27 protein-coding genes and 1 other RNA gene are annotated in these 24,921 nt (G+C 56.5%); 17 read left to right on the forward strand and 11 right to left on the reverse strand.

Going from position 1 to position 24,921, the window contains the following annotated elements:
- Positions 1–270 precede the first annotated feature (270 nt).
- A complete protein-coding gene (locus ACOMDU_RS04995; RefSeq protein WP_421129357.1) occupies positions 271–990 on the forward strand; it encodes a YoaK family protein in 720 nt (239 codons plus the stop codon).
- 41 nt (positions 991–1,031) lie between these two features.
- Here the strand turns inward: ACOMDU_RS04995 and ACOMDU_RS05000 are convergent, their stop codons facing one another.
- The 4 genes from ACOMDU_RS05000 to rarD form a co-directional block, all read right to left on the reverse strand.
- Positions 1,032–2,252 carry a peptidase U32 family protein gene (locus ACOMDU_RS05000; protein ID WP_022135617.1) on the reverse strand — a complete coding sequence of 407 codons (1,221 nt, stop codon included), beginning with the start codon at positions 2,250–2,252 and terminating at the stop codon, positions 1,032–1,034.
- Between the two features lie 4 nt (positions 2,253–2,256).
- On the reverse strand, positions 2,257–3,432 hold the full coding sequence (gene mltG, locus ACOMDU_RS05005; protein ID WP_421129358.1) for an endolytic transglycosylase MltG: 1,176 nt from the start codon (positions 3,430–3,432) through the stop codon (positions 2,257–2,259).
- Positions 3,433–3,455: 23 nt separating this feature from the next.
- The gene (locus tag ACOMDU_RS05010; protein ID WP_022135614.1) at positions 3,456–4,124 is read right to left on the reverse strand and encodes a dTMP kinase; all 669 of its coding nucleotides are present in this window, start codon (positions 4,122–4,124) and stop codon (positions 3,456–3,458) included.
- Positions 4,125–4,256: 132 nt separating this feature from the next.
- Positions 4,257–5,165, reverse strand: coding sequence for an EamA family transporter RarD (rarD, locus tag ACOMDU_RS05015; RefSeq protein WP_421129359.1), 909 nt, complete (start codon positions 5,163–5,165; stop codon positions 4,257–4,259).
- Between the two features lie 126 nt (positions 5,166–5,291).
- Between rarD and ACOMDU_RS05020 the strand changes: the two genes are divergently transcribed.
- From ACOMDU_RS05020 to ade, 3 genes are all read left to right on the forward strand, one after another.
- Positions 5,292–5,924, forward strand: coding sequence for an HAD family hydrolase (locus ACOMDU_RS05020; RefSeq protein ID WP_421129360.1), 633 nt, complete (start codon positions 5,292–5,294; stop codon positions 5,922–5,924).
- Between the two features lie 102 nt (positions 5,925–6,026).
- The gene (locus ACOMDU_RS05025; RefSeq protein ID WP_022135611.1) at positions 6,027–6,587 is read left to right on the forward strand and encodes a phosphoribosyltransferase family protein; all 561 of its coding nucleotides are present in this window, start codon (positions 6,027–6,029) and stop codon (positions 6,585–6,587) included.
- 175 nt (positions 6,588–6,762) lie between these two features.
- A complete protein-coding gene (ade, locus tag ACOMDU_RS05030; protein ID WP_421129362.1) occupies positions 6,763–8,493 on the forward strand; it encodes an adenine deaminase in 1,731 nt (576 codons plus the stop codon).
- Between the two features lie 71 nt (positions 8,494–8,564).
- Here ade and ACOMDU_RS05035 read toward each other — a convergent pair whose 3' ends face one another.
- Positions 8,565–9,422, reverse strand: coding sequence for a PhzF family phenazine biosynthesis protein (locus ACOMDU_RS05035; RefSeq protein ID WP_421129363.1), 858 nt, complete (start codon positions 9,420–9,422; stop codon positions 8,565–8,567).
- A 228-nt stretch (positions 9,423–9,650) separates the two neighbouring features.
- Between ACOMDU_RS05035 and ACOMDU_RS05040 the strand changes: the two genes are divergently transcribed.
- Positions 9,651–10,904: an MATE family efflux transporter gene (locus tag ACOMDU_RS05040; protein WP_421129364.1), complete on the forward strand. Its 1,254-nt coding sequence runs from the start codon at positions 9,651–9,653 to the stop codon at positions 10,902–10,904.
- Between the two features lie 62 nt (positions 10,905–10,966).
- Here ACOMDU_RS05040 and ACOMDU_RS05045 read toward each other — a convergent pair whose 3' ends face one another.
- Positions 10,967–12,157 carry a serine hydroxymethyltransferase gene (locus ACOMDU_RS05045; protein WP_421129365.1) on the reverse strand — a complete coding sequence of 397 codons (1,191 nt, stop codon included), beginning with the start codon at positions 12,155–12,157 and terminating at the stop codon, positions 10,967–10,969.
- A gap of 494 nt (positions 12,158–12,651) precedes the next feature.
- On the opposite strand from ACOMDU_RS05045, the gene ACOMDU_RS05050 reads away from it, so the two are divergent.
- The 7 genes from ACOMDU_RS05050 to ACOMDU_RS05080 all read left to right on the forward strand — a co-directional run bounded on the left by ACOMDU_RS05050 (position 12,652) and on the right by ACOMDU_RS05080 (position 17,905).
- The gene (locus tag ACOMDU_RS05050) at positions 12,652–13,548 is read left to right on the forward strand and encodes a MetQ/NlpA family ABC transporter substrate-binding protein (protein ID WP_421129366.1); all 897 of its coding nucleotides are present in this window, start codon (positions 12,652–12,654) and stop codon (positions 13,546–13,548) included.
- 182 nt (positions 13,549–13,730) lie between these two features.
- A complete protein-coding gene (locus tag ACOMDU_RS05055) occupies positions 13,731–14,741 on the forward strand; it encodes a methionine ABC transporter ATP-binding protein (RefSeq protein WP_421129367.1) in 1,011 nt (336 codons plus the stop codon).
- A gap of 31 nt (positions 14,742–14,772) precedes the next feature.
- Positions 14,773–15,432, forward strand: coding sequence for a methionine ABC transporter permease (locus ACOMDU_RS05060; protein ID WP_421129472.1), 660 nt, complete (start codon positions 14,773–14,775; stop codon positions 15,430–15,432).
- Between the two features lie 141 nt (positions 15,433–15,573).
- The gene (gene ylxM, locus ACOMDU_RS05065; protein WP_022135601.1) at positions 15,574–15,939 is read left to right on the forward strand and encodes a YlxM family DNA-binding protein; all 366 of its coding nucleotides are present in this window, start codon (positions 15,574–15,576) and stop codon (positions 15,937–15,939) included.
- A 6-nt stretch (positions 15,940–15,945) separates the two neighbouring features.
- Positions 15,946–17,337 (forward strand): signal recognition particle protein, encoded by a 1,392-nt coding sequence (gene ffh, locus ACOMDU_RS05070; RefSeq protein ID WP_421129368.1) that lies wholly within the window; start codon positions 15,946–15,948, stop codon positions 17,335–17,337.
- Between the two features lie 83 nt (positions 17,338–17,420).
- Positions 17,421–17,660 carry a 30S ribosomal protein S16 gene (rpsP, locus tag ACOMDU_RS05075; RefSeq protein ID WP_321044357.1) on the forward strand — a complete coding sequence of 80 codons (240 nt, stop codon included), beginning with the start codon at positions 17,421–17,423 and terminating at the stop codon, positions 17,658–17,660.
- Between the two features lie 14 nt (positions 17,661–17,674).
- On the forward strand, positions 17,675–17,905 hold the full coding sequence (locus tag ACOMDU_RS05080; protein WP_022135598.1) for a KH domain-containing protein: 231 nt from the start codon (positions 17,675–17,677) through the stop codon (positions 17,903–17,905).
- A gap of 85 nt (positions 17,906–17,990) precedes the next feature.
- Here the strand turns inward: ACOMDU_RS05080 and ACOMDU_RS05085 are convergent, their stop codons facing one another.
- From ACOMDU_RS05085 to ACOMDU_RS05095, 3 genes are all read right to left on the reverse strand, one after another.
- Complete coding sequence (locus ACOMDU_RS05085) at positions 17,991–19,334, reverse strand: right-handed parallel beta-helix repeat-containing protein (RefSeq protein WP_421129369.1); 1,344 nt, start codon at positions 19,332–19,334, stop codon at positions 17,991–17,993.
- Positions 19,335–19,585: 251 nt separating this feature from the next.
- Positions 19,586–19,840 carry a hypothetical protein gene (locus ACOMDU_RS05090; protein ID WP_022135665.1) on the reverse strand — a complete coding sequence of 85 codons (255 nt, stop codon included), beginning with the start codon at positions 19,838–19,840 and terminating at the stop codon, positions 19,586–19,588.
- A gap of 81 nt (positions 19,841–19,921) precedes the next feature.
- The gene (locus tag ACOMDU_RS05095; protein WP_421129370.1) at positions 19,922–20,455 is read right to left on the reverse strand and encodes an NUDIX domain-containing protein; all 534 of its coding nucleotides are present in this window, start codon (positions 20,453–20,455) and stop codon (positions 19,922–19,924) included.
- 131 nt (positions 20,456–20,586) lie between these two features.
- Between ACOMDU_RS05095 and smpB the strand changes: the two genes are divergently transcribed.
- The 3 genes from smpB to ssrA all read left to right on the forward strand — a co-directional run bounded on the left by smpB (position 20,587) and on the right by ssrA (position 22,324).
- Complete coding sequence (gene smpB / locus ACOMDU_RS05100; protein WP_421129371.1) at positions 20,587–21,057, forward strand: SsrA-binding protein SmpB; 471 nt, start codon at positions 20,587–20,589, stop codon at positions 21,055–21,057.
- A gap of 58 nt (positions 21,058–21,115) precedes the next feature.
- The gene (locus ACOMDU_RS05105) at positions 21,116–21,655 is read left to right on the forward strand and encodes a peptidylprolyl isomerase (RefSeq protein ID WP_421129373.1); all 540 of its coding nucleotides are present in this window, start codon (positions 21,116–21,118) and stop codon (positions 21,653–21,655) included.
- Between the two features lie 321 nt (positions 21,656–21,976).
- Positions 21,977–22,324: a transfer-messenger RNA gene (gene ssrA, locus ACOMDU_RS05110) on the forward strand.
- A gap of 68 nt (positions 22,325–22,392) precedes the next feature.
- Here the strand turns inward: ssrA and ACOMDU_RS05115 are convergent.
- Positions 22,393–22,614 (reverse strand): DUF6809 family protein, encoded by a 222-nt coding sequence (locus ACOMDU_RS05115; protein ID WP_421129374.1) that lies wholly within the window; start codon positions 22,612–22,614, stop codon positions 22,393–22,395.
- A 106-nt stretch (positions 22,615–22,720) separates the two neighbouring features.
- Here ACOMDU_RS05115 and ACOMDU_RS05120 point away from each other — a divergent pair, with 106 nt between their 5' ends.
- On the forward strand, positions 22,721–22,933 hold the full coding sequence (locus ACOMDU_RS05120; protein WP_421129375.1) for a helix-turn-helix domain-containing protein: 213 nt from the start codon (positions 22,721–22,723) through the stop codon (positions 22,931–22,933).
- A 19-nt stretch (positions 22,934–22,952) separates the two neighbouring features.
- Positions 22,953–23,852, forward strand: a complete 900-nt coding sequence (locus ACOMDU_RS05125; protein ID WP_421129377.1) for a DNA-methyltransferase — start codon at positions 22,953–22,955, stop codon at positions 23,850–23,852.
- On the opposite strand, the gene ACOMDU_RS05130 is transcribed toward ACOMDU_RS05125, so the two are convergent.
- Positions 23,853–24,827 (reverse strand): MamI family restriction endonuclease, encoded by a 975-nt coding sequence (locus ACOMDU_RS05130; RefSeq protein ID WP_421129378.1) that lies wholly within the window; start codon positions 24,825–24,827, stop codon positions 23,853–23,855.
- Positions 24,828–24,921: the final 94 nt, after the last annotated feature.

The following is a 24,921-nucleotide window of genomic DNA, read 5'->3' on the forward strand; positions in this document are numbered from 1 at the left end:
AACGGGAGCATCCCGTGCCATTCATCACGGCAGGCTCAAAAGCGGCTGTCACCGTGCCGATCCCAACGGGCTTGCACTGTCCCCGTCTCGCTCCGGGCGGCCTCCGGTAACTCTTCTCTCTCATCGCCATTATGGAATATAGCGTTATTTTACCACAATGTTCCCCATTGTCAACACGAAATTTCTCTTTTTGTGAGATATTCCCCCTTGTCTTTCCGCACTGCTGTGGTATACTGGAAACCGTCATTTTTACAGAAAGAGGGACCTCCCGTGCAAAAGCTCTCCCGCAACGACCATATCGACCTGTACCGCCACCTATCCTTCTGTGCCGTGGGCGGCTTCTTCGGCTGCTACGCTGTCCTTATCCACAGCGGCGTCATGGGCAACGCCCAGACGGTGAACCTGATCGAGCTGCTGCTGGACGCCCTGCGCGGCGATCTGCACGCCGTGCTCCTGCACCTGGGCGCGCTGGTACTGTACGTGCTGGGCACTATGCTGACGGTGCTGCTGCCCCACTGGTGGGGCTGGGATATGCACTATGTATCGCCCGTTATCACCGCCGCAGCCGCCGTGACCGTGGCCTTCTTGCCGGAAACGCTGAACGTTGTGGTGGCTCTGTATCCCATCTTCTTTGCCATGAGCATCCAGTGGAGCAGCTTCGGCGGCGCCCGCGGCTTTTACAGCTCCACCATCTTCTCCACCAACAACACCAAGCAGACTTCTCTGGCCCTGGCCAACTACCTGTGTGACCATGACCGCGCCCACCTGCGGAAGCTGAAGGTCTTTGCCCTCACCCTGCTGTGCTTCCACATCGGCGCGGCAGCGGCCTACTTCGCCGTGACGTGGTGGTATATCCGCGGCGCGCTGGCCGTGCTGCCCCTTATCGCCTGGGCCTTCTTCCTGTCCGTATGCGAACGCAGGCATGAAGCCCTGGCCGAGGAACCGGAGACCATCCCCGACAGCAGCGCCCACCCCACCAGCAACGCATAAAAATTGTCCCCCGTCTTCGCCGGGGGACAATTTTTATGTACTTATTTCCCACTCAGCGCCACCGCGTGGCGGATGAAGCTCATGGGCGGCACTGGACGGGGCAGCTGCATGGTGAACACCATCTGGGGCGTCTTCGGCTCCGCCAGGCCATTGCCCTCGCTGTCGCGCATTACCGGCACGGTGATCGTAAAGGGCTTCGTATCCGGCCCCACCACCTCCACGATGTCGCCGGCGGCAAATTTGTTCCGCAGGCTCAGGGTGGCCAGCCCATTTTCATCACAGTTTGTCACCACGGCGCAAATCTGCCAGTCCCGCAGATACCGGGCGCTCTCATAATACTGCCCCGGCTGGCCGTAGAAAAAACCTGTGGCGTAGTGCCGGTGGCTGATGTGCTCCACCTCATCCCGCCACACCGGGTCAAGCGGGCGCCCTGCGGCCACGTCGTCCAGACAGTGCCGGTACGCGCCGGTAACGATGGCCGCGTAGTAAGCGGACTTAGCCCGACCCTCGATCTTCAGGCAGTCCACCCCGGCGGCCATCAGGTCGTCCAGGTGGTCGATCATGCACATATCCCGGCTGTTCATAATGTATGTGCCCTTTTCGTCTTCGAACACCGGGAAATACTCCCCGGGCCGTTTCTCTTCCATCAGCGCATACTGGTAGCGGCAGGGCTGGGCACATTCGCCCCGGTTGCTGTCCCGTCCGGTCATATAGTTGCTCAGCAGGCAGCGCCCGGAGTAGCTGACACACATAGCCCCGTGGCAGAAGGCCTCCAGTTCCAGCTCCGGGGATACCCTGGCCCGAATGGCGGCGATCTCCTCCAGGCTCAGCTCCCGGGCCAGCACCACGCGGCTGGCACCCAAATCGTACCAGGCCTGGGCGCAGACGTGATTGGCGATGGACTGCTGGGTGCTGATATGACGCTGGCAGTGGGGCGCGTACTTCCCCGCCAGGGTGAACGCGCCCAGGTCCGCCAGAATCAGGGCGTCCACCCCCGCCGCGTCCAGCTTTTCCAGATGGGCGGGCAGGGCCTCAGCCTCATTCCAGCGGGGCATGGTGTTCACCGTGGCGTGTACCTTCACGCCGTGGTCGTGGGCAAACCGCACTGCCTTCGGCAGTGCCTCGTCGTCAAAGTTCCCGGCAAAGGAACGCATCCCAAAGGACGTACCGGCCAGATACACCGCGTCCGCGCCGTACAGAACCGCCATCTGCAGCTTTTCCCAGTCCCCGGCCGGGGACAGCAATTCAGGCTTCTTTCCCATGGCGTCAGGAGTAGATGGGCTGGTATTCACCGCTGTTAATGAACTTCAGGTGCTCGTTATAGTCGGTAAAGAAGTGGCTTTTGCCGTCCTTGCCCAGGGCGAAGAAGTAATAATCGGTGTCCGCCGGGTAGATGGCCGCCTCAATGGCGGACAGGCCGGGATTGCAGATGGGTCCCGGAGTCAGGCCGGGGTTGATATAGGTGTTGTAGGGACTGTCGATCTCTGTATCGAAGGTCTTGACCCCGTCGTGCTTCATGATATAGTTGATGGTAGAGCACAGCTGCAGCGCTCTTCCGCCCTTCTCACTGCTCGGGTTCTCCAGACGGTTGTGGATGACGGAGCTGATGTTCTTGCGCTCGGTGTCGTCGCCGATGGACTCCTTCTCGATCAGGGATGCCATGGTGATGATCTCCTGCAGGGAGTACGGAGACGCCTTGATGTCCGCCAGCATCTGCTGGCTGATGCTGTTTTTGAAGTACACCAGCATCGTCTCCACCGTATACACCGCGGACCGGTTCTTGTCGAATTCATAGGTGCTGGGGAACAGGAAGCCCTCCATGCGATCGATGCTGCCCAGCTTGTCGCTGTCGAGGAAGTCGTAGTCCTCATACTCGAAGTTGGCGCAGGCATCCTCCAGATCCTCCTTGGTGGCCACGCCCTTCTCCGCCAGCAGATCGATGATCTCCCGGACGGTGTAGCCCTCGGGGATGGTGACCTTGATCAGGCCCTGGGCCTCCTTGGCGTCCGTCTCCCAGTCGTGCATATTGGTAATCAGGGCGCGGAAGTCCATATCACTGTTCAGCTTGTAGGTCCCCGGCTCCACGTAGCGGTTGTAGTGCAGGAACGTGCCGGCAATATTGAACACCAGTCGGGAATTCACCAGCCCCGCGTCGTGCAGCTTCTTGGCCACATCTCCCCGGCTGTCACCCTCCTCTACGGTGATCTCCACCTCGGTATAGGGCTTGTTCAGCGAACACACGTCGTTGACCAGCAGCCAACCGATGCCCGCCAGCAGGCAGGATACCAGCACTACACAGGCCAGATAGATGATGGTCCGGTTGCGCTTGGCCTGACGGCGGCGGTCACTGTGGCGGCGCTGCTCGGAGGACGCCTGCCGGCGAACCTCCTCGGCGTCCCACTTCGCCGTGGCGTATTCGTTTCGTTCTTCACGGTTTCCCATAAGTCTTTGCTCCTTTCCCAGCGTCAGCCGATAAGATCGGCCACGCAGGTCATCACTTCGTTGTGTATGTCGTCTATCAGGCGAGGCGCGCCCGCCCGGGCACAGTCAATGCGCGTCCAGCCGCAGCGTGCCACCACATGGGCGGCGTTTTCCCGGCAGCGGCGCAGGTATTCCTCGTCCTTCTCGTGGATGTCAGCAGTGGTGTGGGTGGCGGCCTCCCGCAGGCGCATCATCTGTTCCGTGGCCTCTGTGGGCATATCCAGATACAGCACCCGTGTGGGCTCCGGCAGCCCCAACAGCCGGTACTCGAAGTCAAACAGCCAGTCGAGAAAACCGTCCCGCTGCTCCGGCGGCAGCTTACCGGTCTGGTGAACGGCGTTGCTGGTGGTGTATCGATCCGCAATGACCAGTCCGCCCTGCTCATAGTACGCGCCCCAGTCCTGTTTGTAGGAGGCATAGCGATCCACAGAGTAGAACACTGACGCGGCATAGGCATTCACGTCGCCGGGCTTGTCTCCGAAGGCACCGCCCAGATACAGGCGGATCAACGCAGAGGACTCCTCCTGATACCGGGGGAACTCCAGCTTGCGGAAAGGGATACCGCGGCGCGTCAGTTCCTCGCACAGCAGCCGGGACTGGGTAGCCTTGCCGGACCCGTCCGTCCCCTCGAACACGATGAGTTTTCCCTGCACAGCGCTCGCCTCCTTTGGACACACTGACCCATAATACAGGGTATTGTACCACAGTTTTCCCCATTTGTAAACCATTCAAACGGGCCCGTCCCCTGCAAAAGGGCCGCCCCCTCCGGGACAGCCCCTGATACGCTATTGCACGGCGGCCTTTTTCTTCTGCTTCTCCTCATAGACGGTGTTCAGCACATACAGGAGGACACCCGTCCAGATAAACAGGAAGCTCACAAGCTTCTCGTGGGTCAGGGCCTCGCCCATGATGGCACCGCAGATAATAGACAGAGACGGGCTGATATACTGGCAGATGCCCGTGGTCATCAGCGGCAGATGCCTAACGCCGATGGAGTAAAACACCATGGGCAGCCCGGTGATCACACCGCCGCCGATCATCAGCAGCTGCTTGACGACCGTCATGCTGCCCATACCATTGTCCCCCATACGGAAAAACAGGATGAACAGCAGCGCCACCGGCACCATCATCAGGATCTCTGACGTGGTAGACACGATGGAATCGATGGTCAAGCTCTTCTTGATGGCTGCATAGATGGAAAACATCAACGCCAGGGCGATGGTCACATAGGGCACGCCGCCGAAGCCGGAGGTGCTGAACACGATGCCGACCACCACGATGGCAATGATCACAAAGTGCCGCCAATTCATCTTCTCGCGGAAGATAACGGCCCCAAGGGCAAATACCACCAGCGGCTGGATGTAATACCCCAGGCTGCACTCCAGCACGCGGCCGTTCTGCACCGCCCACAGGTACACCAGCCAGTCGCCGAACAGCAGCACCGATGCAGGCATCTCCCGCTTGAGCACCTGCTTGTCCTTGAATACGGCCCACAGCTGCGGCAGCTTTCCCTGCACCTTCAGAATACACAGGCAGGCCACCGCTGCCCAGATAATGCGGCAGGCCATGATGAAAAACGTGTCGATCTCGCCGCACACATTGGTGCACATATACCAGTACAGCGGCTGGAAACCCCAGATGAAAAAGCACACCGACATAGCCCCCAGGCCCTTGCGGTAGTTGACCGTTTGCATACGTTTCCCCTCACTTTCCTACAGAAATCGGGTAGTTTCCCCATTTACAGCGTCCAATAACCATGATATGATAACACCTGCAACGCGGAATAGCAAGCCATATTTCCCCGGAAAAGGAGGTTTCCCATGCTGCTGTTTGACATGGACGGAACGCTGATCGACTCCAACGGCATCTGGAAGGACGTGGACACGCGTTTCTTGGAGAAGCGAGGTCTGCCCTATACGCAGGAATACTATGAGGGCGTGGCCCACACCATCTTCCCGCTGGCGGCCAAATTCACAAAGGAATTCTGCCATCTGCCGGAGAGCGAAGCCGCCATCATGGCCGAGTGGATGGAGATGGCCGGCGACATTTACGCCACGGACGTAACGGAAAAGCCCGGTGTCCGCGCCTATCTGGAGCAGATGAAGAACCGCGGCGAGCGTATGGCTGTGGTCACCAGCGCGGTCCCTGTTCATTGCCGTACGGCGCTGACCCACCTGGGCCTGCTGCCCTATTTCGAGCGTATTTTCTTCGCCCAGGAGCTGGGCACCGAGAAAAAGTACCCCGCCCTCTGGGAGAAGGTCGCCGCTGCACTGGGCGTCTCCCCCGCAGACTGCACCCTGTTCGACGACTCCGTGGAGGCCATCCGCGGCGCCAAGGCCGCCGGGATGCACACCGTGGGCGTGGCAGACCCCTACTTTGCCTCCACCGCTGACGAAATGGCCCGCACCTGTGACCGTTACATCTCCAGCTTCGGCGAACTGCTTTATCCTTGACTTTTGTCGAACGATTTACTATAATTAGGGTTACGGCGCCCCATGCGCCGCTTATTATGCGCGGCTGCCCGCAGGCAGGACCGCTTGAAGGAGTTTTGTATCATGCCTGTTTATCCCATGGACATCGCTGGGCTCCACCGGGAGCTGCCTATCTGTAAGGTCACGGACGACCTGTACATCGGCGCCTTCATCTGCTTTGGCGACGCGGAGCTGACCGTAGCCTGCGCCCGTGATATGCTGGCCATGCTGGAGGCAGACAGCTACGACTATCTGTTCACCGCCGAGGCCAAGTCCATCCCCCTGATCCACGAGATGGCCCGTCAAAGCGGTGCGAAAAAGTATTTCATCGCCCGCAAGGGCCCCAAGGCGTATATGCCCGATCCCCTGCACGTGGAGGATAAATCCATCACCACCGCCGGGGTGCAGAAGCTGTATCTGGGCCGTGACGACGCCGACCTGATCCGCGGCAAGCGCATCGTTCTCATGGATGACGTGATCTCCACCGGCGGCTCCCTCCACGCCATGGAGGAGCTGGTGAAGATGGCCGGCGGTACCGTAGTGGACCGCATCGCCGTGCTGGCCGAGGGCGGTGCGGCGGACCGCGAGGACATCAAGTACCTGGGTGTCCTTCCGGTATTCAACGCCGACGGAAGCATCAAGTAAAGAGAAGCGCCTATAGGCGCTTCTCTTTTTTGTTCTCATTAGCAAAACCGCATGACCGCCGCCATCTGCCGCACATTTTTTATAGCGTGTGGGGATAGACTTTTATGATAAGTTATGGTAATATGTAGAATTAATAATACTAATGCTTTGAGTGGGAGAAAGGAGCAGTTCCATTATGGCAGTAAAAGAGAGCTATGCCGGCAAGATCAACCGGAAGCTGACAAAAAAGCTGCGGGTCATCGCCGTGGCCGCCGGCCGTGAAAAGGCCGACCTGGTGCTGAAAAACGCCACCTATGTCAACGTATTCTCCAACGAGCTGTGTCACGGCGACATCGCCGTGGCCGAGGGCCTGATCGTGGGCATGGGTGAATACAGCGGCAATACAGAGGTAGATATGGGCGGTAAGATCGTCCTCCCCGGCTTTGTGGACGCCCACATTCATCTGGAGAGTTCCCTGGTCAGTCCCACGGAGTTTGCCAAGGCGGTGCTGCCCCATGGCACCACCACCGTCATCACCGACCCCCACGAGATCGCCAACGTTATGGGCACCGATGGCATCGAGTATATGCTCCAGGCCACCGAGGACCTGCCCGTGGACGTGCGCTTTATGCTGCCCTCCTGCGTGCCGGCCACGCCGCTGGACGAGTCCGGCGCCAACCTGGACTACCGGGCTATCGACAGCTTCTATGACCATCCCCGTGTACAGGGTCTGGCCGAGATGATGAACTTCGTGGGCACCATCAACGGCGATCCCCAGGTGGTGGAGAAGATCGTGGCCAGCCAGGCCCATCACAAGAAGATCGACGGCCACGCCCCCGACCTGGTGGGCAACGACCTGAACGCCTACATCGCCGCCGGCGTGTACTCCGACCACGAGTGCCACGACCTGAACGACGCCATCGCAAAGCTCCAGCGCGGCCAGTTCATTATGATCCGCGAGGGCACCGCAGCCCGCAATCTGGAAGCGCTGGTCCCCCTACTGTGCGACAAGTATGTGGAACGCTGTATGTTCTGCACCGATGACAAGCACCCCAACGACCTGCTGGAAAAGGGTCACATCGACTACATCGTCAAAAAGGCCATCTCTCTGGGCGCCGACCCCATTACCGCCATCAAGGCCGCCTGCCACAACGCTGCCCGCTACTTCCTGCTGAACAACCGCGGCGCCATTGCACCCGGCTATCTGGCGGACTTCGTCATCATCGACGACTTTGACCACTTTAACATCGAAAAGGTCTACAAGCGCGGCGTACTGATGGTAGACCATGGCGTGGTGGCGGACTTCCCCGTCCCGGAGATCGACCCCTATCTGGTCAACCGTGCCCACGACACCTTCCACGTGGCCCCGCTGACCGCCGCCGACTTTACCGACAGCCGTCCCCACGCGGTCATCGGTATGGTCAACGGCGAGATCACCACCACCGACGGCGGCTACACCGACCGTATCGATGTGGACTATGACATTCTGAAGATCGCCGTCATCGAGCGTCATAAGAACACCCACCACATCGGTCTGGGCTACATCAAGGGCTATGGCCTGCAAAAGGGCGCCGTGGCCACCAGCATCAGCCACGACAGCCACAACATCATCGTAGTGGGTACCAATGAGGAGGACATGGCCTTCGCCGCCAACCGCATCGTACAGCAGCACGGCGGCATCACCGTAGTGGAGAATGGTCAGGTAAAGGGCGAGCTGCTGCTGGCCATCGCCGGCATCATGTCTGACGACACGCTCATAAACGTGAACCGCGACTTGGAGAACGCCAAAAAAGCTGCCTACGACCTGGGCGTGTCCACCGGTATCGACCCGTTTATGACCCTGAGCTTCATGGCCCTGCCGGTGATCCCCAGCCTGCGCATCACCACCCGCGGCGTGTTCGACGTCACCACTCAGCGCTACGTCTGATACCTGCTCCCCGCTTCGCCGGGACCTATATCCGCAAAAAAAGAAAGCCCTCGCGGGCTTTCTTTTTTTGCTCACAGCTTCAGTTCACAATCCAGGCTCATGACCGCGCTGCCACCGATACGGACGGTCACGGCGCCGTCCTTTTCATACAGAAGGCTGCGTATCTCGCTGGGCCGACTCATGTGCTCGCCCTGCAAAAACACATTCTCCCGCTCCGGCTCCACATCGCCTCGCAGGTAGAGATAATACGTCAGTGCACCGTTGCTGGTCCCGGTGGCACACTCCTCCGGGATGTCGTACAGGGGCGCGTAGTTGCTGCACCAGGCCGTCACGCCGTCCCGCCCCGGGCAGAACATATGCACGCCGGTCACATCGTACTTCCGTGACAGTTCCGTGACCACCGGTGCGTTCTGCGCTGCCCGCATGAGCGTCTCATGGTCCCGGACGGGCATCATAATATCCGCCAGACCGGTGGACACCATTCGTGGGATATATCCCTCCGGGCAGTCCGCCTCCGTCAGGCCATAGGCGGCGTACAGCGCGGCGCGCTCCGCTGCCGGGATGTCGCCGATCAGCTGCGGCGGCGCCATATCCATCCAGACAGTACCGCCCCTGACGGTGATGTTCAGCTCCCCGGCCTTTGTGTGGGCAATATGGTCGCCGTCGCCGATCTTCTCCAGCTGCCGCAGCAGGGCGAAGGACGCCACCGTGGCGTGGCCGCACAGGTCCACCTCCCCGGCGGGGGTGAAATAGCGCAGGGATACGGAGCCGTCCGGCTCCATATGTATAAAGGCCGTCTCCGAGTGCTTCATCTCCGCAGCGATCTGCCGCATGGTCTCATCAGACAGCTCCCGGTCCGGCAGTGCCACTCCCGCCTGGTTGCCGCCGAAGATCCGATTGGCAAAGGCGTCCATCACATAGAGCTTCATAGGGTATACCTCCCAGTTTTTCTTGTGGTTTTCATTATATACTCTCTTGCTCTTAACGGCAAGTATATTTGACTTCCGATGTATTTTTCGTTAGAATAGAATTGCAGCAGGTGTCTGTGTGAACGCCCGCCGCTAAAAGCGAAGAAAGGAACTTCATCGAAAATGCTCAATGAGCGAAGTCTGTTATCACAATTTCTGCATTTCGTAGCCGCTACGGTGGCATCCCTCATGGTTTTCAGCCTGTACTCCATCGTGGACGGGCTGATGGTCGCCAAGGGCGTAGGCGAATACGCCATGGCAGCGGTGAATCTGGCGGTACCGTTCACCAATGTGCTGTTCTCCATCGGCGTCATCTTCGCCGTCGGTACCAGCACCATCATCGCCATCTATCTGGGACAAAACCAAGGCGAGAAGGCCAATAGCCTGTTCTCTCAGAACATCGTGCTGCTGACGTGCGTCGGCCTGACCATCACCGTCCTCGTTTTCGTATTTCTGGAGCCGTTCGCCGTGCTGCTGGGCGCAAAGGGCGTAACGTATCAATATACCATCGATTATCTCCGGGGCCTGGCCCCTTTCGCGCTGTGCTTCATCATCTCCTATAACATGGAGGTGCTGATCAAGACCGACGGCTATCCCCGTCTGGCAATTCTGACGGTCATCACCGGCTGTCTGGCCAACTGCGTGCTGGACTATATCGCCATCTTTGTGCTGAATCTGGGCGTATGGGGCGCGGCCTTCGCCACAGGTCTTTCCCAGCTTCTGACGTGCATCATCTATCTGCGCCACTTCCTGGGCGGACACAACACCTTCCACTTTGTGAAGTTCAGGATGGACTGGGGCATCTACAAGCGGCTAATCCCGCTGGGCTTTGCCGACGGCGTAACGGAGCTGTGCAACGGCGTGATGATCTTCCTGTTCAACCGGGTCATCCTCCGGTGCCTCGGCGACGACGGACTGGTGTGCTACACCATCATCGCCTATGTGAACACCCTCATCATCAACACCATGCTGGGCATCTCGCAGGGCAGCCAGCCGCTGGTCAGCTACCACTACGGCAAGGGGGACGCGGCGGGCTACAAGAAGCTGCTGCGGTATGGCTTTACAGCGGTGGGCATCATGACGGCGGTGATCTTCGCCGGTGTGATGATCTTTGCCCCCCAGATCGCCGGGATCTTCCTCGGCGCGGAGAAGCCGGAGCTGCTGGGCAGCGCGGCCGGCGCGCTGCGGCGGTACGGTCTGTGCTATCTGCTGCTGGGCGGCAACATCCTCATGGGCGGCTTCCTGACGGCGGTGGAGCGGCCGAAGGCGGCTATTTCCATCTCCGTGGGCCGCGGCCTGCTCTTCCAGGCCGGTGCGCTGCTGCTGTTGGCGGCAGCCGTGGGCGGCACGGGCATTTGGTTTGCGCCGGTGATCTCCGAGGCGCTGTGCGCGGTAATGGCCGTGTGGTTCCTCCGGCGGTTCCTGCGGAAAACCGCGGCATAACCAACATAAAAAGTATCCCGCGGCACAGCCGCGGGATATTTTTTTGCTCTCTTTAAGGCGCCTTACGCCTGCGCGGCCTTTTCCGCCGTCATCCGCCGGATCACCTCGTCAATACGGTGGGCAACGCGGCAGAAATCCTCCGCCGTATAGCCCTTGGTGGTCATGGCGGCGGTGCCGATGCGGACGCCGCTGGTCTGGAACGGCGAGCGTTTGTCCCCGGGGACGCAGTTCTTATTCAGCGTAATACCGCAGCGGTCCAATTCCTCCTGTACCTCACGTCCGGTAAGTCCGGTATCCGTCAGATCCAGCAAAAACAGATGGTTGTCCGTGCCGCCGGTAACGACCTTGTAGCCCATGGCCATGAACTCCGCCGCCATCGCCCTGCAGTTGACCACCACACGGTGGATATACGTTCGGTACTCCGGGGTCAGCGCCTCCTCCGCAGCCACTGCCTTGCCGGCGATCACGTGCTGCAAAGGGCCGCCCTGCATACCGGGAAATACGGCGCTGTCCACCTTTTTCGCCAGCTCCGGCCGGCAGAAGATCAGTCCGCCCCGCGGGCCGCGCAGCGTCTTGTGCGTCGTGGTCGTGACCACATCTGCCAGTCCAAAGGGGCTGGGGTGCTCCCCCACCGCCACCAGCCCGGCAATGTGGGCGATGTCCGCCATGAAATACGCCCCCGCCGCCTGCGCCGCCCGGGCAAAGCGTGCAAAGTCGATGGTCCGGCTGTAGGCCGACGCTCCTGCGATGATCAGCCGCGGCTTCAGCTCCCGTGCAAGCCTCTCCATACCGTCATAGTCGATCAGGCCGTTTTCGTCCACATCGTAGGCCGCTATGTCATACAGCCTGCCGGAGGCATTTACCGGCAGTCCGTGGGACAGATGCCCACCGTTGGCCAGACTCATGGACAGGATCCGGTCTCCCGGCTGCAGCAGCGCCATATACGCCGCCAGATTGGCGGAGGTACCGCTGTGAGGCTGCACGTTCACGTGGTAGTCTGTGTGAAATACCTCCCTCCACTTGGCGATGCAGTACGTCTCCAGCTCGTCCACCACCAGGCAGCCGCCGTAGTAGCGCCCCTGATTTCCCATCTCCCGGTGGGCGGGATACCCCTCGGAATACTTATTGGTCAGGCAGCTGCCCACGGCGCGGCATACCGCCTCGCTGGTGAAATTCTCGCTGGCGATCAGTTCCACCGTTGTTTCCTGCCGCCGCTGCTCCATGGCAATATAGTCGAAAACCTTGGATGTCACACCCATCTCTCCCCACGTATTGTATTATTGCGTCAACCATTATACCACATATCGGGCCCCATGCAAGGCCTTATGTCTAAATAACCAAAATACACGAAATCACATACCTGCCCTGTAGGTTTTTTGTAAAAAACACAGAAAGGTGAAAAAAGGGTTGACAACAGCGCGTTAAGGGCGTATTATGCCACCATCCCGACAGGGAAAATCACAGAAGGAGGAAAGCCGACATGAAGCGTAACGTCACCATGATGATGTGCGAGATGTGCATGGGTATGATGTCCATGTGCATGTTTCGTCGCGCCGAAAAGGTCATCAGCTTTCCGAAAACTGTTTGACGGCTTGAAAAAAAGCCGATGTGTAAGCAGACAGCGGAGGGTCAGTGATGACCAGCCGCTGTTTTTGTTTTGCTTATGTACCGCCGTTCCGGCCGGGCGGCGGTGCTGAGATAAAATCGTAACCAACCAAGTTTAATCATTTCAAAGGAGACTGCGAACATGAAACACAACACTTTGACTAAGATCATCACCCTGGCCCTGGCCGTTGTCTTGGCCCTGAGCCTTGCTGCCTGCGGCAGCAAGACCGACGACAACAGCGGCGACGCTGCTGCCACCACCATCAAGATCGGCGTACCCAACGACACCACCAACGAAGCCCGCGCCCTGCTGCTGCTGCAGGAGAACGGCATTATCAAGCTGAAGGACGGCGTGGGCATCACCGCCACCAAGAACGACATCGTGGAGAACCCGTACAATGTGGAGATCGTGGAGGCTGAGGCCGCCCAGCTGCCCAACCTGCTGCCCGACGTGGACTACGCCGTGATCAACAGCAACTACGCCATCAACGCCGGCCTGAACCCCGTGAATGACTCCCTGCTGATCGAGGGCAGCGCCTCCGCCTACGCCAACATTCTGGCCGTCAAGGAGGGCAACGAGACCGCCCCCAAGATCCTGGCTCTGAAAGCCGCCCTGGAGAGCAAGCAGGTCGCCGACTTCATCGCTGAGAAGTACGCCGGCTCCGTGGTTTCCGTGGTGGAGAACCCCACTGACGGCTATGACGCTTCCGTGGACTATGACGCGCTGAAGGGCGAGACCATCACCGTGGCTGCTTCCCCCACGCCCCACGCCGAGATCCTGGAGGTCGCTAAGGAGATCCTGGCCGCCAAGGACATCACCCTGGACATTCAGGTGTACAACGACTATGTGGTGCCCAACACCGTGGTGGATGACGGCACCGTGACCGCCAACTACTTCCAGCACCTGCCCTATCTGGAGGACTTCAACGCCCAGAACGGCACCCACATCGCCTCCGTCGCCGCCATCCACGTGGAGCCCATGGGTCTGTACGGCGGTAAGCAGACCACGCTGGACGCGCTGAGCACCTCCGCCCAGTAACATAAAACAACAGGATTTTACCCTCCTCTCCCCCTCGCGTGTTCCCCGCCCTGCACAGGGCGGGGAACACCGCGGAGACAGGACAATGCGAAACGCCCGGTTTCTTTTCCGGAGCTCCCGCCAGGGCGCGGGGGATGCAGAAAGGAAACAGCGCGAATTAAACAGAAACGAGGAACGCCGTCGTGATAGAACTGAAACACGTAAGCAAGACATACGACTCCGGTGCCAACGGAGGCGTGGACGCATTGAAGGATGTGTCCCTGACCATTGAGGATGGAGACATCTACGGCATTATCGGTATGTCCGGCGCGGGCAAGAGCACGCTGGTGCGCTGCATCAACCTGCTGGAGCGCCCCACAAAAGGCGAGATCATCGTGGACGGCCAGCGGCTGGACACCATGACCCCCGCCCAGCTGCGCGCCGCCCGTCGGAATATCACTATGATCTTCCAGCACTTCAACCTGCTCATGCAGCGCACCTGCCTGCGTAACGTCTGCTTCCCCATGGAGATCTCCGGTGTAAAGCGGGCCGACGCGGAAAAGCGCGGGCGCGAGCTGCTGGAGCTGGTTGGCCTGCCTGACAAGGCGGATGCCTATCCCGCCCAGCTGTCCGGCGGCCAGCAGCAGCGCGTGGCCATTGCCCGTGCCCTGGCCACCGACCCCAAGGTGCTGCTGTGCGACGAGGCCACCAGCGCCCTGGACCCCAAGACCACCCGGCAGATACTGGAGCTGATCCGGGACATCAACCAAAAGCTGAACATCACCGTGGTCATCATCACCCATCAGATGAGCGTGGTGAAGGAGGTCTGCTCCCATGTGGCTATCCTGGACGACGGCTGTGTGGCCGAATCCGGCATGGTGGGCACTGTCTTCGCCGCACCCAAGTCTGAAGCCGGCCGCCGTCTGGTATTCCCCGGCGGCGCGGACGCACAGGTATACAACCCCCAGGACGAAAAGCTGGTCCGCCTGGTGTTCAAGGACAGCAAGACCACCAGTATTCCCCTCATTGCCCGGCTGGCGGCAGAGGAGGGCGTCTTCTGCAACGTGATCTCCGCCAGTACCCAAAAGCTGTCCGAAACGGTATACGGCAGCATGATGCTGGGCATCCCCAGCGCACAGTACGATAAGGCCGTGGCCTTTATCCACAATGTTGCCAATGTTCAGGTCGAGGAGGTGGACCACCATGTACAGTAATCTGTTCTCCGCCCAGTCCGTACAGGATCTGATGAGCGTGCTGCCCTCTCTGCCCTTTGCCATCTGGGAGACGTTCTACGTCACCGTGGTCAGCACGGCGCTGTCGCTGGTGCTTGGCCTGCCCCTGGGCGTGCTGCTGGTGGCCGGCGAGAAAAACGGCGTCCTGCCCCTGCCCCGCTGGCTCATGCAGGTCATCAACGTCATCATCAATCTGCTGCGCTCCATCCCCTTCCTGATCCTGATGATCATGGTATTCCCTCTCTCCCGTCTGCTCATCGGCACCGCCGTGGGCACCACGGCCACCATCGTTCCGCTGGTGGCGGCGGCGTTCCCCTTTGTGGCACGTCTGGTGGAGAGCAGTCTCCGCGAGGTGGATGGTAATATCATTGAGGCCGCCCAGAGCATGGGCGCCACCCCCATGCAGATCATCTGCAAGGTGATGATCCCCGAGAGCGTTCCCTCCCTGATCCAGAATGTCACCATCGCGCTGACCACCATTCTGGGCTACTCCGCCATGAGCGGCATTATCGGCGGCGGCGGCCTGGGCAAGATCGCCATCGACTACGGCTACTATCGCTATAAGTACCTGGTAATGCTGGTGGCGGTGGTCATTCTGATCCTGTTGGTGCAGCTGTTCCAAAGCGTGGGCACCTGGCTCAGCAAGCGGTGCGACAAGCGTTTGAAGCACTAATCCCGTCTTCTGTTCCCTTCGGCTTTCGCCGAAGGGAATATTTTTTCCGCCGCCCCATTTTTCACCTTGACATTTCTCCCGAAATCGTGTATGATATTCAAGGTTGTAAAGGCATATAACTTTACAGAAGGAGGCCACACCGTGAAAAACCAGACATACCGCATGACCATGCTGTTCGATTTTTACGGCGATATCCTGACCCCACGGCAGCGTGAGCTGTTCGACCTGTATTATAATGAGGACCTGTCCCTGGCAGAGATCGCGGAGAACTGCGGCATTTCCCGGCAGGGCGTACGGGACGTGATCGTCCGCGCGGAGAACGCTATGACCGAACTGGAGGACAAGACCGGCCTGGTCCGCCGCTTTTTGCAGATGCAGCAGCACGTGGACCGTATCATCACCGCTGCCGGAGACATTAAAACCATCAACTACCGGCAGTACGAAAATCCCCGGTTAGAGGAATTGGCGGAGACGATCTTGGACGCTGCCGCCGCCCTGAAGGAGTAACGACCCATGGCATTTGAGGGACTTAGCGAAAAACTGAACGGCGTATTCAAGCGCCTGCGCGGTAAGGGCCGCCTTACCGAAGCCGATGTCCGCGAGGGTATGCGCGAGGTGCGTCTGGCCCTGTTGGAGGCCGACGTCAGCTATAAGGTCGTCAAGGACTTCGTGGCGGACGTCACCGAAAAGTGCGTCGGCACCGATGTGCTGGACAGCCTGACCCCCGCCCAGCAGATCATCAAGATCGTAAACCAGGAGCTGACGGCGCTGATGGGCGGCACCAACGCCCGCCTGACCACCGCCTCCAAGGGTCCCACCGTTGTGATGATGGTAGGTCTGCAGGGCGCCGGCAAGACCACAAACGGCGCCAAGCTGGCAGGGCTCATGCGCCGCAGCTTCGGCAAGCGCCCTCTGCTGGTGGCCTGCGACGTGTACCGTCCCGCCGCCATCAACCAGCTGCAGGTGGTGGGCAAGCAGCTGGACATCCCCGTCTTCGAGATGGGGCAGATCGACCCGGTGACCATCGCCAAGGAGGCGGTGAAGTACGCCGCTGACCACGGCCACGACATCGTCTTTCTGGACACCGCCGGCCGTCTGCATATCGACGAGGCGCTGATGGACGAACTGAAGGCCGTCAAGGCCGCCGTCCATCCCAACGAGATACTCCTTGTGGTGGACGCCATGACCGGCCAGGACGCGGTCAACGCCGCCAAGGCCTTTGACGACGCGCTGGGCATCGACGGCGTACTGCTGACCAAGCTGGACGGCGACGCCCGCGGCGGTGCTGCCCTGTCCATCCGGGCCGTCACCGGTAAGCCCATCAAGTTCGTGGGTACCGGCGAAAAGCTGGACATGATCGAGCCCTTCCACCCCGACCGCATGGCCGGGCGGATACTGGGCATGGGCGATATGCTCACCTTCATTGAGAAGGCCGAGCAGCAGTATGACGAAAAACAGGCGAAAAAGCTGGAGGAAAAGCTCCGCAAGAACCGCCTGACCCTCACCGACTATCTGGATCAGATGGAGCAGCTGCAAAGCATGGGTGACCTGAACCAGATCGCCGATATGCTCCCCGGCGGCATGGCTAAGGGCTTCGACCCCAGCCAGATCGACGAGAAGCAGATGGCCCACAACAAGGCCATCATCCAGTCCATGACCCCGCTGGAACGCGAAAATCCGCAGATCCTCAACGCCAGCCGCAAAAAGCGCATTGCCGCCGGCTGCGGCCTGGAGGTGGTGGATGTCAACCGCCTGCTGAAATCCTTTGAGATGCTGCAGCAGATGACCAAAGCCATGACCAAGGGCGGCGGTATGCGCGGCCTGGGCGGCATGATGGGCGGCTTCGGCGGCAAGGTGGCCAAAGGCGCCATGCACGGTTTTGGCCGAAAAAAACGGTTGAAATAAAGTTAAAAAAAGTAGAAAAAGTGTGTAAGTGCAGTCGCATTTAACAGATATAAAACATTTAATTTACATGGAGGAACACAACAATGGTTAAAATTCGTCTGAGAAGAATGGGCGCTAAGAAGGCCCCCTATTACCGCGTCGTCGTCGCCGATTCCCGCTATCCCCGCGACGGCCGCTTCATCGAGGAGATCGGCACCTATGATCCCACTGTCTCCCCCGCCAAGATCAGTATCGACGCTGACCGCGCCCGCGAGTGGATCAAGACCGGTGCTCAGCCCACCGATACCGTTCGCGCCCTGCTGAAGAAGGTCGACGTACTGTAAGTCGGGAGTGCGCCATGAAGGATCTGCTGCTGTATATCGCGCAGAACCTTGTGGAGCACCCGGAGCAGGTCAGCGTGACCGAGGTGGAAAACGGTGACGAGCTGACGCTTCAGCTTCGCGTCGCGCCGGAGGACATGGGCAAGGTCATCGGACGTCAGGGCCGTATCGCCAAGGAGATACGCACCGTGATCCGTTCCTACGCCCAGCGCACCGGTGCCAAGGTGTCTGTGGATATCGTTGATTAAAAAAGGAGCACCCGGCAGGGTGCTCTCTTTTTGCCCGCTGGCCGGGGCAAAAAAGAAAGCCCTTTCGGGCTTTCTTTTTTTGCTCTCAGTGACGCTTTTTAGCGGTCCACGCCATGCCGGTCACGGACAGGACAGCCGTCACGGCGTAGATGCCCATGCCCGCGTCAAAGGTCTTGGGCGAGTCGGTCTTGCTGTCAGTAGTGGTAGTAGAGTTGTAGTAGTAGCGCGGCGGGGTCTGCAGCACGGTAATACCCTCTCTGACAGCGTTGGACACGACCTGGGAATCATTAGCGACCACATTGTCTGCCTTTACACCCTTGGTAGTATCCACCGTAGAGGGAATCGTGTTGTTCTCCATTTTAATGACGATTTTGGGGGTATCCGTTCCCGAATCCAGAGAGCCACCGTTTGCCTTTACATCATCATACAGCAGATAGCCGGTACCTGTGATGGTGTTGTTACTGATGCTAATATCCGGTGTGCCGCCAGTCTCCAAAGCAACTTTGTGGATCGTAAATGCATTACTTCCATTAAGAGTCAGATCATTGTTCTTGATTTCGATTTTGCCTACACGGCTTATCTGCACGCAGGAATAACCAGGTGCCACAGAAATCGTATTGTTGCTGACCGTGGCCTGTGCGGTGTTCTGGTCAACATTTACACCACGCTCATAGCCGGAGATTGTATTCCCACTGATGTTGATATTCAGAGATTCGGTAGCGCTTCCCTGTACATGAATAGCAGTAGCGCCACTGGTACCAGTACCATCCAGTGTGCTGTTGGTCACAGCATACTTGCCGCCCACATTGTTGTAGTTATAAATTCTAAGCCCCTTGACCGTACAATTGTTCACACTAAAATCAAGCGCCTCAAAATAAGACTGTGTCGCCCACAATCCGTTGGGCGCACTTCCCGTGATGGTCAGATTCTCAAAGCTGATAGAGGTGGTCACCGTCTCACCCCACCACTCGTAAGGCAGAGTGATATTGGAATTGACCGTCAACGTTGCGCCCCTGTTCTCATCTGCACCCGCAAACTTAAAATTGATAAAATGGAGGTCATTGCCGTAATGCGATGCCTTTCTGCCCATGGTCAGCAAATTCGGGCAGCTTGTCTCATCATAGGTCACATTCCCGGAAATCTTATACGTGATGGTCGCGTTGCCGTCGCTATCCACATCTGTGAATACCGCTTTGAACGCCTCGACAGATTTTGCCGTCCCCTGCCCCAGTACATCAGTATCGCAAACAGACTCAATCACAGGTTTAAGCGCAGCGTATGCAGCTTCAAACGTTGCGAACTCATTGTCATCCTTGTCGTTGTACTTGATTCCATGCACAACAACCTTCCCCGTATCCTCCGCCCAGCTGACGCTGCACAGGCCCAGCGCCATGACCAGCGCCAGAATGGTTGCTAACAATTTCTTCATGTCTCATACCCCGTTTGTTTTAGATTTCCGTAGGTGCACTCGTTTTAATAACCATTAAAACGTAAATGCAGAGGTACCTCTGCGGATAGTCAGATTATAGCACAGTCTCACCGTTTGTCCAGCCTTTTTATGGAAATTTTACATATTTTTTCTGTTACCGGGAATGGAAAACGGGAGAATTTGACAGAAAATGGGAATTGGGGGGCTGCGCGAAAGAGGAGCCCCCAAACGGGTGCTCCTCTTTATGTCTCTCACGCAAAATAGCCCTTGATCTCCATCACGGCCGTTACGATGCAGAACAGGCCGAAGGCCAGGATCAGCGTGCCGCCCAGCTTCTTTTTCTGCTTCACCTGGAACATCATGATACCCACCATGATCATGGACAAGCCCAGCAGCACCATGGACAGGCCGGGGATGTACAGCACGTTCATCTTCCGCAGCAGCCACAGCAGCAGGGCCAGGACCAGCAGCACGATGGATATGTTTTTCTTCGTATTCATGGACATTGGCGTTTCTCTCCTCCCTTGGGACGCGGCGCGCCCACTGGTTTGATTGTAGCGGAAAAGCGGACAGAATACAAGGGCAATTTACCGCCCCAGCAGCACTTTCGCCTTGAGGATCGCCGCCACGGTCTTGGCATCGGTCAGCTCGCCGGACATACACAGCTCCACCGCCTCGTCGAAGGGCACGCGCACCGTCTCCAAAAACTCGTCCGCGTCCGGGTGCGTCTCGCCGAAGGTCAGCTCACAGGCCAGGAACAGGTACAGCGTCTCGCCATAGCAGCCGGGAGAAGCGATCAGCGCCCCCAGGTCCGTCCATGCCTCCGCCGTGGCCCCGATCTCCTCCTTCAGCTCCCGCTGGGCCGTGACGAAGGGGTCCTCGCCCGGCTCCCGTTTGCCGGCGGGTATCTCCGTCAGCACCCGGGAAAAGGCGTAGCGGTACTGCTTCACCAGCAGCACGTCGTCGCCGTCCAGGGCCAGAATGCCCACGCCGCCGGGGTGCTCCACCACCTCGCGGACCCCCTCCTTCCCGTTGGGCAGGCGTACCCTGTCCTCCCGCACGCGCAGGATGCGGCCGCGGTAGACCTCACGGCTCTCCAGCGTTTTCTCAGTCATATCCATAGAAGCGTCTCCCTTCGTTTTTTGCCCCAGTATAGCACAGAAAGTTCAAAATTACCACCCCTCTATCCCCCTTGCGCGATGCGAGAAAATATGGTATACTATCGTTCACGTTACCGGAAGGAGGTGTCTCCATGGACAAGTCCGGCACCAAGACCATCGCCCAGAACCGCAAGGCGTACCACGACTACTTCGTGGAGGACCGCTACGAGGCCGGCATCGAGCTGTTCGGCACGGAGGTCAAGTCCGTCCGCGCCGGCACCCTGAACCTGAAGGACGCCTTCTGCGTGGCCAAGGACGGCGAGGTGTACGCCTACAGCTTTCACATCTCCCCCTACGACCACGGCAACATCTTCAACCGCGACCCGGACCGGCCCAAGCGGCTGCTGCTGCACAAGCGGGAAATACGGAAGCTCCACGACCTACAGAAGCAGGAGGGCTATGCGCTGATACCGCTGTCGGTATATTTCAAGAATTCCCGGGTGAAGGTGGAGCTGGGCCTGTGCAAGGGCAAGAAGACCTACGACAAGCGGGAGGCCGTGGCCAAGCGGGACGCCAAGCGGGAGATGGACCGCGCCATGCGGGAGAAAAACCGCGGGTATTGAATGGTATGACATTGCGCGGGAAGTGCGCATATTCTTATGACAAAGTGAGGGAAACGGAATGGCAAATCCTATCGTGACTTTTGAAATGCAGGACGGCGGCAAGATCGTTGCCGAGTTGTATCCCGACATCGCGCCCCAGAGCGTGTACAATTTCATCGCCCTGGCCAACGCCGGGTACTACGACGGGCTGATCTTCCACCGGGTCATCCCCGGCTTTATGATCCAGGGCGGCTGCCCCGACGGAACCGGCATGGGCGGCCCGGGGTACTGCATCAAGGGCGAGTTCGCCGCCAACGGTGTGCAGAACGACCTGCGCCACACCCGCGGTGTGCTGAGCATGGCCCGGGCGCAGCCCATGGACAGCGCCGGCAGCCAGTTCTTTATCATGCACAAGGACGCGCCCCATCTGGACGGGCAGTACGCCGCCTTCGGCTGCGTGATGGACGGCATGGACGTGGTGGACCGCATCGCCAACCAGCCCCGGAACATGATGACCAACAAGCCCAAGAAGGACCAGGTCATGGCGAAGGTCACCGTGGACACCCAGGGCGTGACGTATCCGGAGCCGGAGAAGCTGGCCGATCCCTTCGGAAGATAAGTTTTCTGCGCGGGGGAGGCTCCCCCTCCCCCACACATATGTAAATATTCCCATGGGTTGTGTGCACAGCGCGCAAAAACCTTATGGGCTGTACTGTTTCCCAGTATCGCACAATGCGCAAGTCCCTCACGGACTACGCTGTTCCCCAGTGTCGCACAATGCGCAAGTCCCTCGCGGACTACGCTGTTCCCCAGTATCGCACAATGCGCAAGTCCCTCACGGACTACGCTGTTCCCCAGTATCGCACAACGCGAAAACCCCTCATGGGGCTGCACCGATTTTCCCCGGGTATTGGAACAATACCCAAAAAATCTCCAATATGGGGCTGCACCGGTTTCGACGGGGGTGTGGAGGCTGGATAAGCGGGCGGCGGCGCCTGACCGCCATAAAACGGGCAACTTAAAAATTAACTGACAACAATCGTATTGCTGTCGCTGCCTAACTAAAGGCAGCCGTCTGAACCGGAGAGGCCGCAGGCCGGGGAAGGCGTCGTTTATGCGGCGGACGTGCGGCGGGTAAGAGTTGCCCCGCCCATGCATTATGACTCTACTGAACCGCGCAGTCTGTCAGGTGTCTGCGCGGAGAGGGAATGCTGAAACCTGACTGCGCCCGGAGAAAGTCTTGTCAAAGCGCTTTCGGACAGGGGTTCGACTCCCCTCAGCTCCACCACAAGTCAAAAAATCCGAACATTATCATCAATGGTGATACGTTCGGATTTTTGATTTTTATGAGTTGTTTTATAATTTAGAAATTACTGTGGTTTGTAGCATATTCTCGGCCTCCTCCAAGCCTTGCATCACTTCCGCCATGATGCGAGTGGCCAAGATAAATCCTGAACTGAACGCTTCACCCTCAGTAATGCAGGACAGTTCACTTGTGCAGTCCTTGAATTTTTCAAAGGTTTCTTTTTGTTTCATTGTCAGACTTGAGTTCAGGTCTCCCTCGTTTTTGCATATCAACTTAACTTAACGAGTTTGCCACCCTCGTTTCTCAAAGAAACAGTTGATATTATCAATCAAACGATTTATAATGTCAACTGTGATAATAGTTGTATGGAGGCTTATTATGACTACTTCTGAACAGATACGAGTTCTTTGTGTGCGTTCTGGCGTAAGTTTGTCAGAATTGGCAAGAAGAATAAATCAAACACCACAAAATTTCAGTGTTAAACTTAAGAGAAATACGGTTACACAAGATGAGCTAAATCAAATTGCTAATGTGCTCAATGTGAAATATGAACAGTATTTTGTTTTAGCTAATGGAGATCAGGTTCGATAAATAAAGAGAAGGTGAAAAAATGGATACAAACATTATTTATAATATAGATTGCGTCGCCGGAATGAATCAAATGATAGATGAGGCGTCTATAGACCTTATCATCGCGGATCCACCATATTTTAAGGTTATCGGCGAAAAATGGGATTATCTTTGGAGAACAGAAGAAGACTATCTTGAATGGTCAGAAAAATGGATTGCAGAAGCTGCCCGTGTTTTAAGAATGGGCGGCAGTTTCTATTTGTTTGGTTATTTTAGAATGTTAAGTAGATTGTTGCCTATTTTAGAAAAGTATGGTTTTGAACTTAGACAACAAATAGTATTAAATAAAGGCATGCAAGCTGTATCTGGGCGAGCAACTAAAAATTATCGAATGTTCCCTAATGTGACCGAAAGTATTTTATTTTTATGTAAAGATCCCAAACCTTTTGCAAAATCCTTTTTAAAGCAAAGGCAAAAAGAATTAGGTTATTCCGCAAAACAAATCAATGAGATGTTGGGTGTCAAATCAAACGGTGGCGGTATGTGGAGTATTTATACAGGCAAAAATGTTTGCGAGCAATTACCCACTGAAGAATTGTGGGACAAATTGCAAACAATTCTTGAATTTAACATTCCATACGATAAGATTAGTCAAACATATCATGCACAAATGGGGTTAACAGATGTATGGGATGATGTGAATTTTTATGAAGAAAAAGACCGCATCCATCCTACCCAAAAACCACAAAAACTGCTTGCAAGACTAATTCTTGCAAGCAGTGATGAGGACGATATTGTTTTAGATCCATTTATGGGTGGAGGTTCAACAGCCTTGGCTTGTATTAAGAACAAGCGTAATTATATTGGATTTGAAATAGAACAAGAGTATTACGAAAAGTCGTTAGAACGATTAGCATGTAGACAGATGACGCTATTATAATTATCTTAAATCGATAAACTGTGAGCGTAACGATAGTGGTATATCTGCTTTTTTCAAAACGATTTTAGGCAAATATATTTCATCCGCGAATTTGTTGCATAGATCGGCATTGGTTATATTATTAGTTTTTCTTATGTCTTCTAATAATTGCAATAGCTTTTCTTTATTTAATCCATTAACACGAGCAGATGGGCTGTATTTTTTAATAACATTTTTAATGTTAGCTACACTTATGGTAGTTGATCCAGAATATGAACTTAAAGGAAGTAGTACATCTGAATAAGTATTGTTTTTGGATGGGAATACATCGGTGATTATATTGCCATCATTTGTGATTTTTGATCTGTAAATCAAAGTTGGTTCTGTTAATGCGAATTTTAGCATATGAGGCCACATGTTAAACGGTGCTTTAGATGTTGACTGTGAACGAATATTGAGATAATAGTCAATCATACAGTACGCAAACCCTTTACTCTTTGGGTCAACTTCCCATATTGATGCAATAATGTCGTTGTTGTTGCTATCATATATGGATTCGAATTCAAAAAGAACAAAGTAATATCTGTAAGGATCCAATAACTTTGCAAACTCGTCATTGTTTCGGATTGCTATTAACCACTTCGAATCATCTTTCCTATTAATGCTTGTAGAGCCGCATACAGCACATTCCGTTTCTAAGCTTGAAACAACTGCACCACAAGCATTACAAGACCCTAATTGATCGACTCTATAACAAGTTTTAATTTCACCATGTCTTTCATCATCTATAACTAAATCATAACCACGAGCACCAGATTTTCCGCCAGGATATCCTGTTACGACACTCACCAAATGCTGACCAACATATCCCATACGTGCCTGAGGCGTTTGTTGAGTTATTTTTGACCATGCATTAACTTTTGCTCTTAAATCAATATATAAATCTTTGATCAAGGCTTCAGAAGCTTCTATCGTTCCTAAAGTATAATTTAGCATAAAACCACTCCTTCAAATATATTTCCATTTTGTTCTAACACATTTCGACGTTTTTTACAATAGTTTATTGGAGGTGATGCAATGTACTTTAAAT

This window comes from Vescimonas sanitatis (assembly GCF_049060325.1).
Lineage (GTDB): Bacteria > Bacillota > Clostridia > Oscillospirales > Oscillospiraceae > Vescimonas > Vescimonas sanitatis.

Bases quoted from the DNA above. Each gene is read 5' to 3' on its own strand.
- ACOMDU_RS05000 (WP_022135617.1), bottom strand. From the start codon at position 2,252: ATGGGAAAGAAGCCTGAATTGCTGTCCCCGGCCGGGGACTGGGAAAAG.
- mltG (WP_421129358.1), bottom strand. From the start codon at position 3,432: ATGGGAAACCGTGAAGAACGAAACGAATACGCCACGGCGAAGTGGGAC.
- rarD (WP_421129359.1), bottom strand. From the start codon at position 5,165: ATGCAAACGGTCAACTACCGCAAGGGCCTGGGGGCTATGTCGGTGTGC.
- ACOMDU_RS05020 (WP_421129360.1), top strand. From the start codon at position 5,292: ATGCTGCTGTTTGACATGGACGGAACGCTGATCGACTCCAACGGCATC.
- ACOMDU_RS05025 (WP_022135611.1), top strand. From the start codon at position 6,027: ATGCCTGTTTATCCCATGGACATCGCTGGGCTCCACCGGGAGCTGCCT.
- ade (WP_421129362.1), top strand. From the start codon at position 6,763: ATGGCAGTAAAAGAGAGCTATGCCGGCAAGATCAACCGGAAGCTGACA.
- ACOMDU_RS05035 (WP_421129363.1), bottom strand. From the start codon at position 9,422: ATGAAGCTCTATGTGATGGACGCCTTTGCCAATCGGATCTTCGGCGGC.
- ACOMDU_RS05040 (WP_421129364.1), top strand. From the start codon at position 9,651: ATGGTTTTCAGCCTGTACTCCATCGTGGACGGGCTGATGGTCGCCAAG.
- ACOMDU_RS05050 (WP_421129366.1), top strand. From the start codon at position 12,652: ATGAAACACAACACTTTGACTAAGATCATCACCCTGGCCCTGGCCGTT.
- ACOMDU_RS05060 (WP_421129472.1), top strand. From the start codon at position 14,773: ATGAGCGTGCTGCCCTCTCTGCCCTTTGCCATCTGGGAGACGTTCTAC.
- ffh (WP_421129368.1), top strand. From the start codon at position 15,946: ATGGCATTTGAGGGACTTAGCGAAAAACTGAACGGCGTATTCAAGCGC.
- rpsP (WP_321044357.1), top strand. From the start codon at position 17,421: ATGGTTAAAATTCGTCTGAGAAGAATGGGCGCTAAGAAGGCCCCCTAT.
- ACOMDU_RS05080 (WP_022135598.1), top strand. From the start codon at position 17,675: ATGAAGGATCTGCTGCTGTATATCGCGCAGAACCTTGTGGAGCACCCG.
- ACOMDU_RS05085 (WP_421129369.1), bottom strand. From the start codon at position 19,334: ATGAAGAAATTGTTAGCAACCATTCTGGCGCTGGTCATGGCGCTGGGC.
- ACOMDU_RS05090 (WP_022135665.1), bottom strand. From the start codon at position 19,840: ATGTCCATGAATACGAAGAAAAACATATCCATCGTGCTGCTGGTCCTG.
- ACOMDU_RS05095 (WP_421129370.1), bottom strand. From the start codon at position 20,455: ATGGATATGACTGAGAAAACGCTGGAGAGCCGTGAGGTCTACCGCGGC.
- smpB (WP_421129371.1), top strand. From the start codon at position 20,587: ATGGACAAGTCCGGCACCAAGACCATCGCCCAGAACCGCAAGGCGTAC.
- ACOMDU_RS05105 (WP_421129373.1), top strand. From the start codon at position 21,116: ATGGCAAATCCTATCGTGACTTTTGAAATGCAGGACGGCGGCAAGATC.
- ACOMDU_RS05120 (WP_421129375.1), top strand. From the start codon at position 22,721: ATGACTACTTCTGAACAGATACGAGTTCTTTGTGTGCGTTCTGGCGTA.
- ACOMDU_RS05125 (WP_421129377.1), top strand. From the start codon at position 22,953: ATGGATACAAACATTATTTATAATATAGATTGCGTCGCCGGAATGAAT.
- ACOMDU_RS05130 (WP_421129378.1), bottom strand. From the start codon at position 24,827: ATGCTAAATTATACTTTAGGAACGATAGAAGCTTCTGAAGCCTTGATC.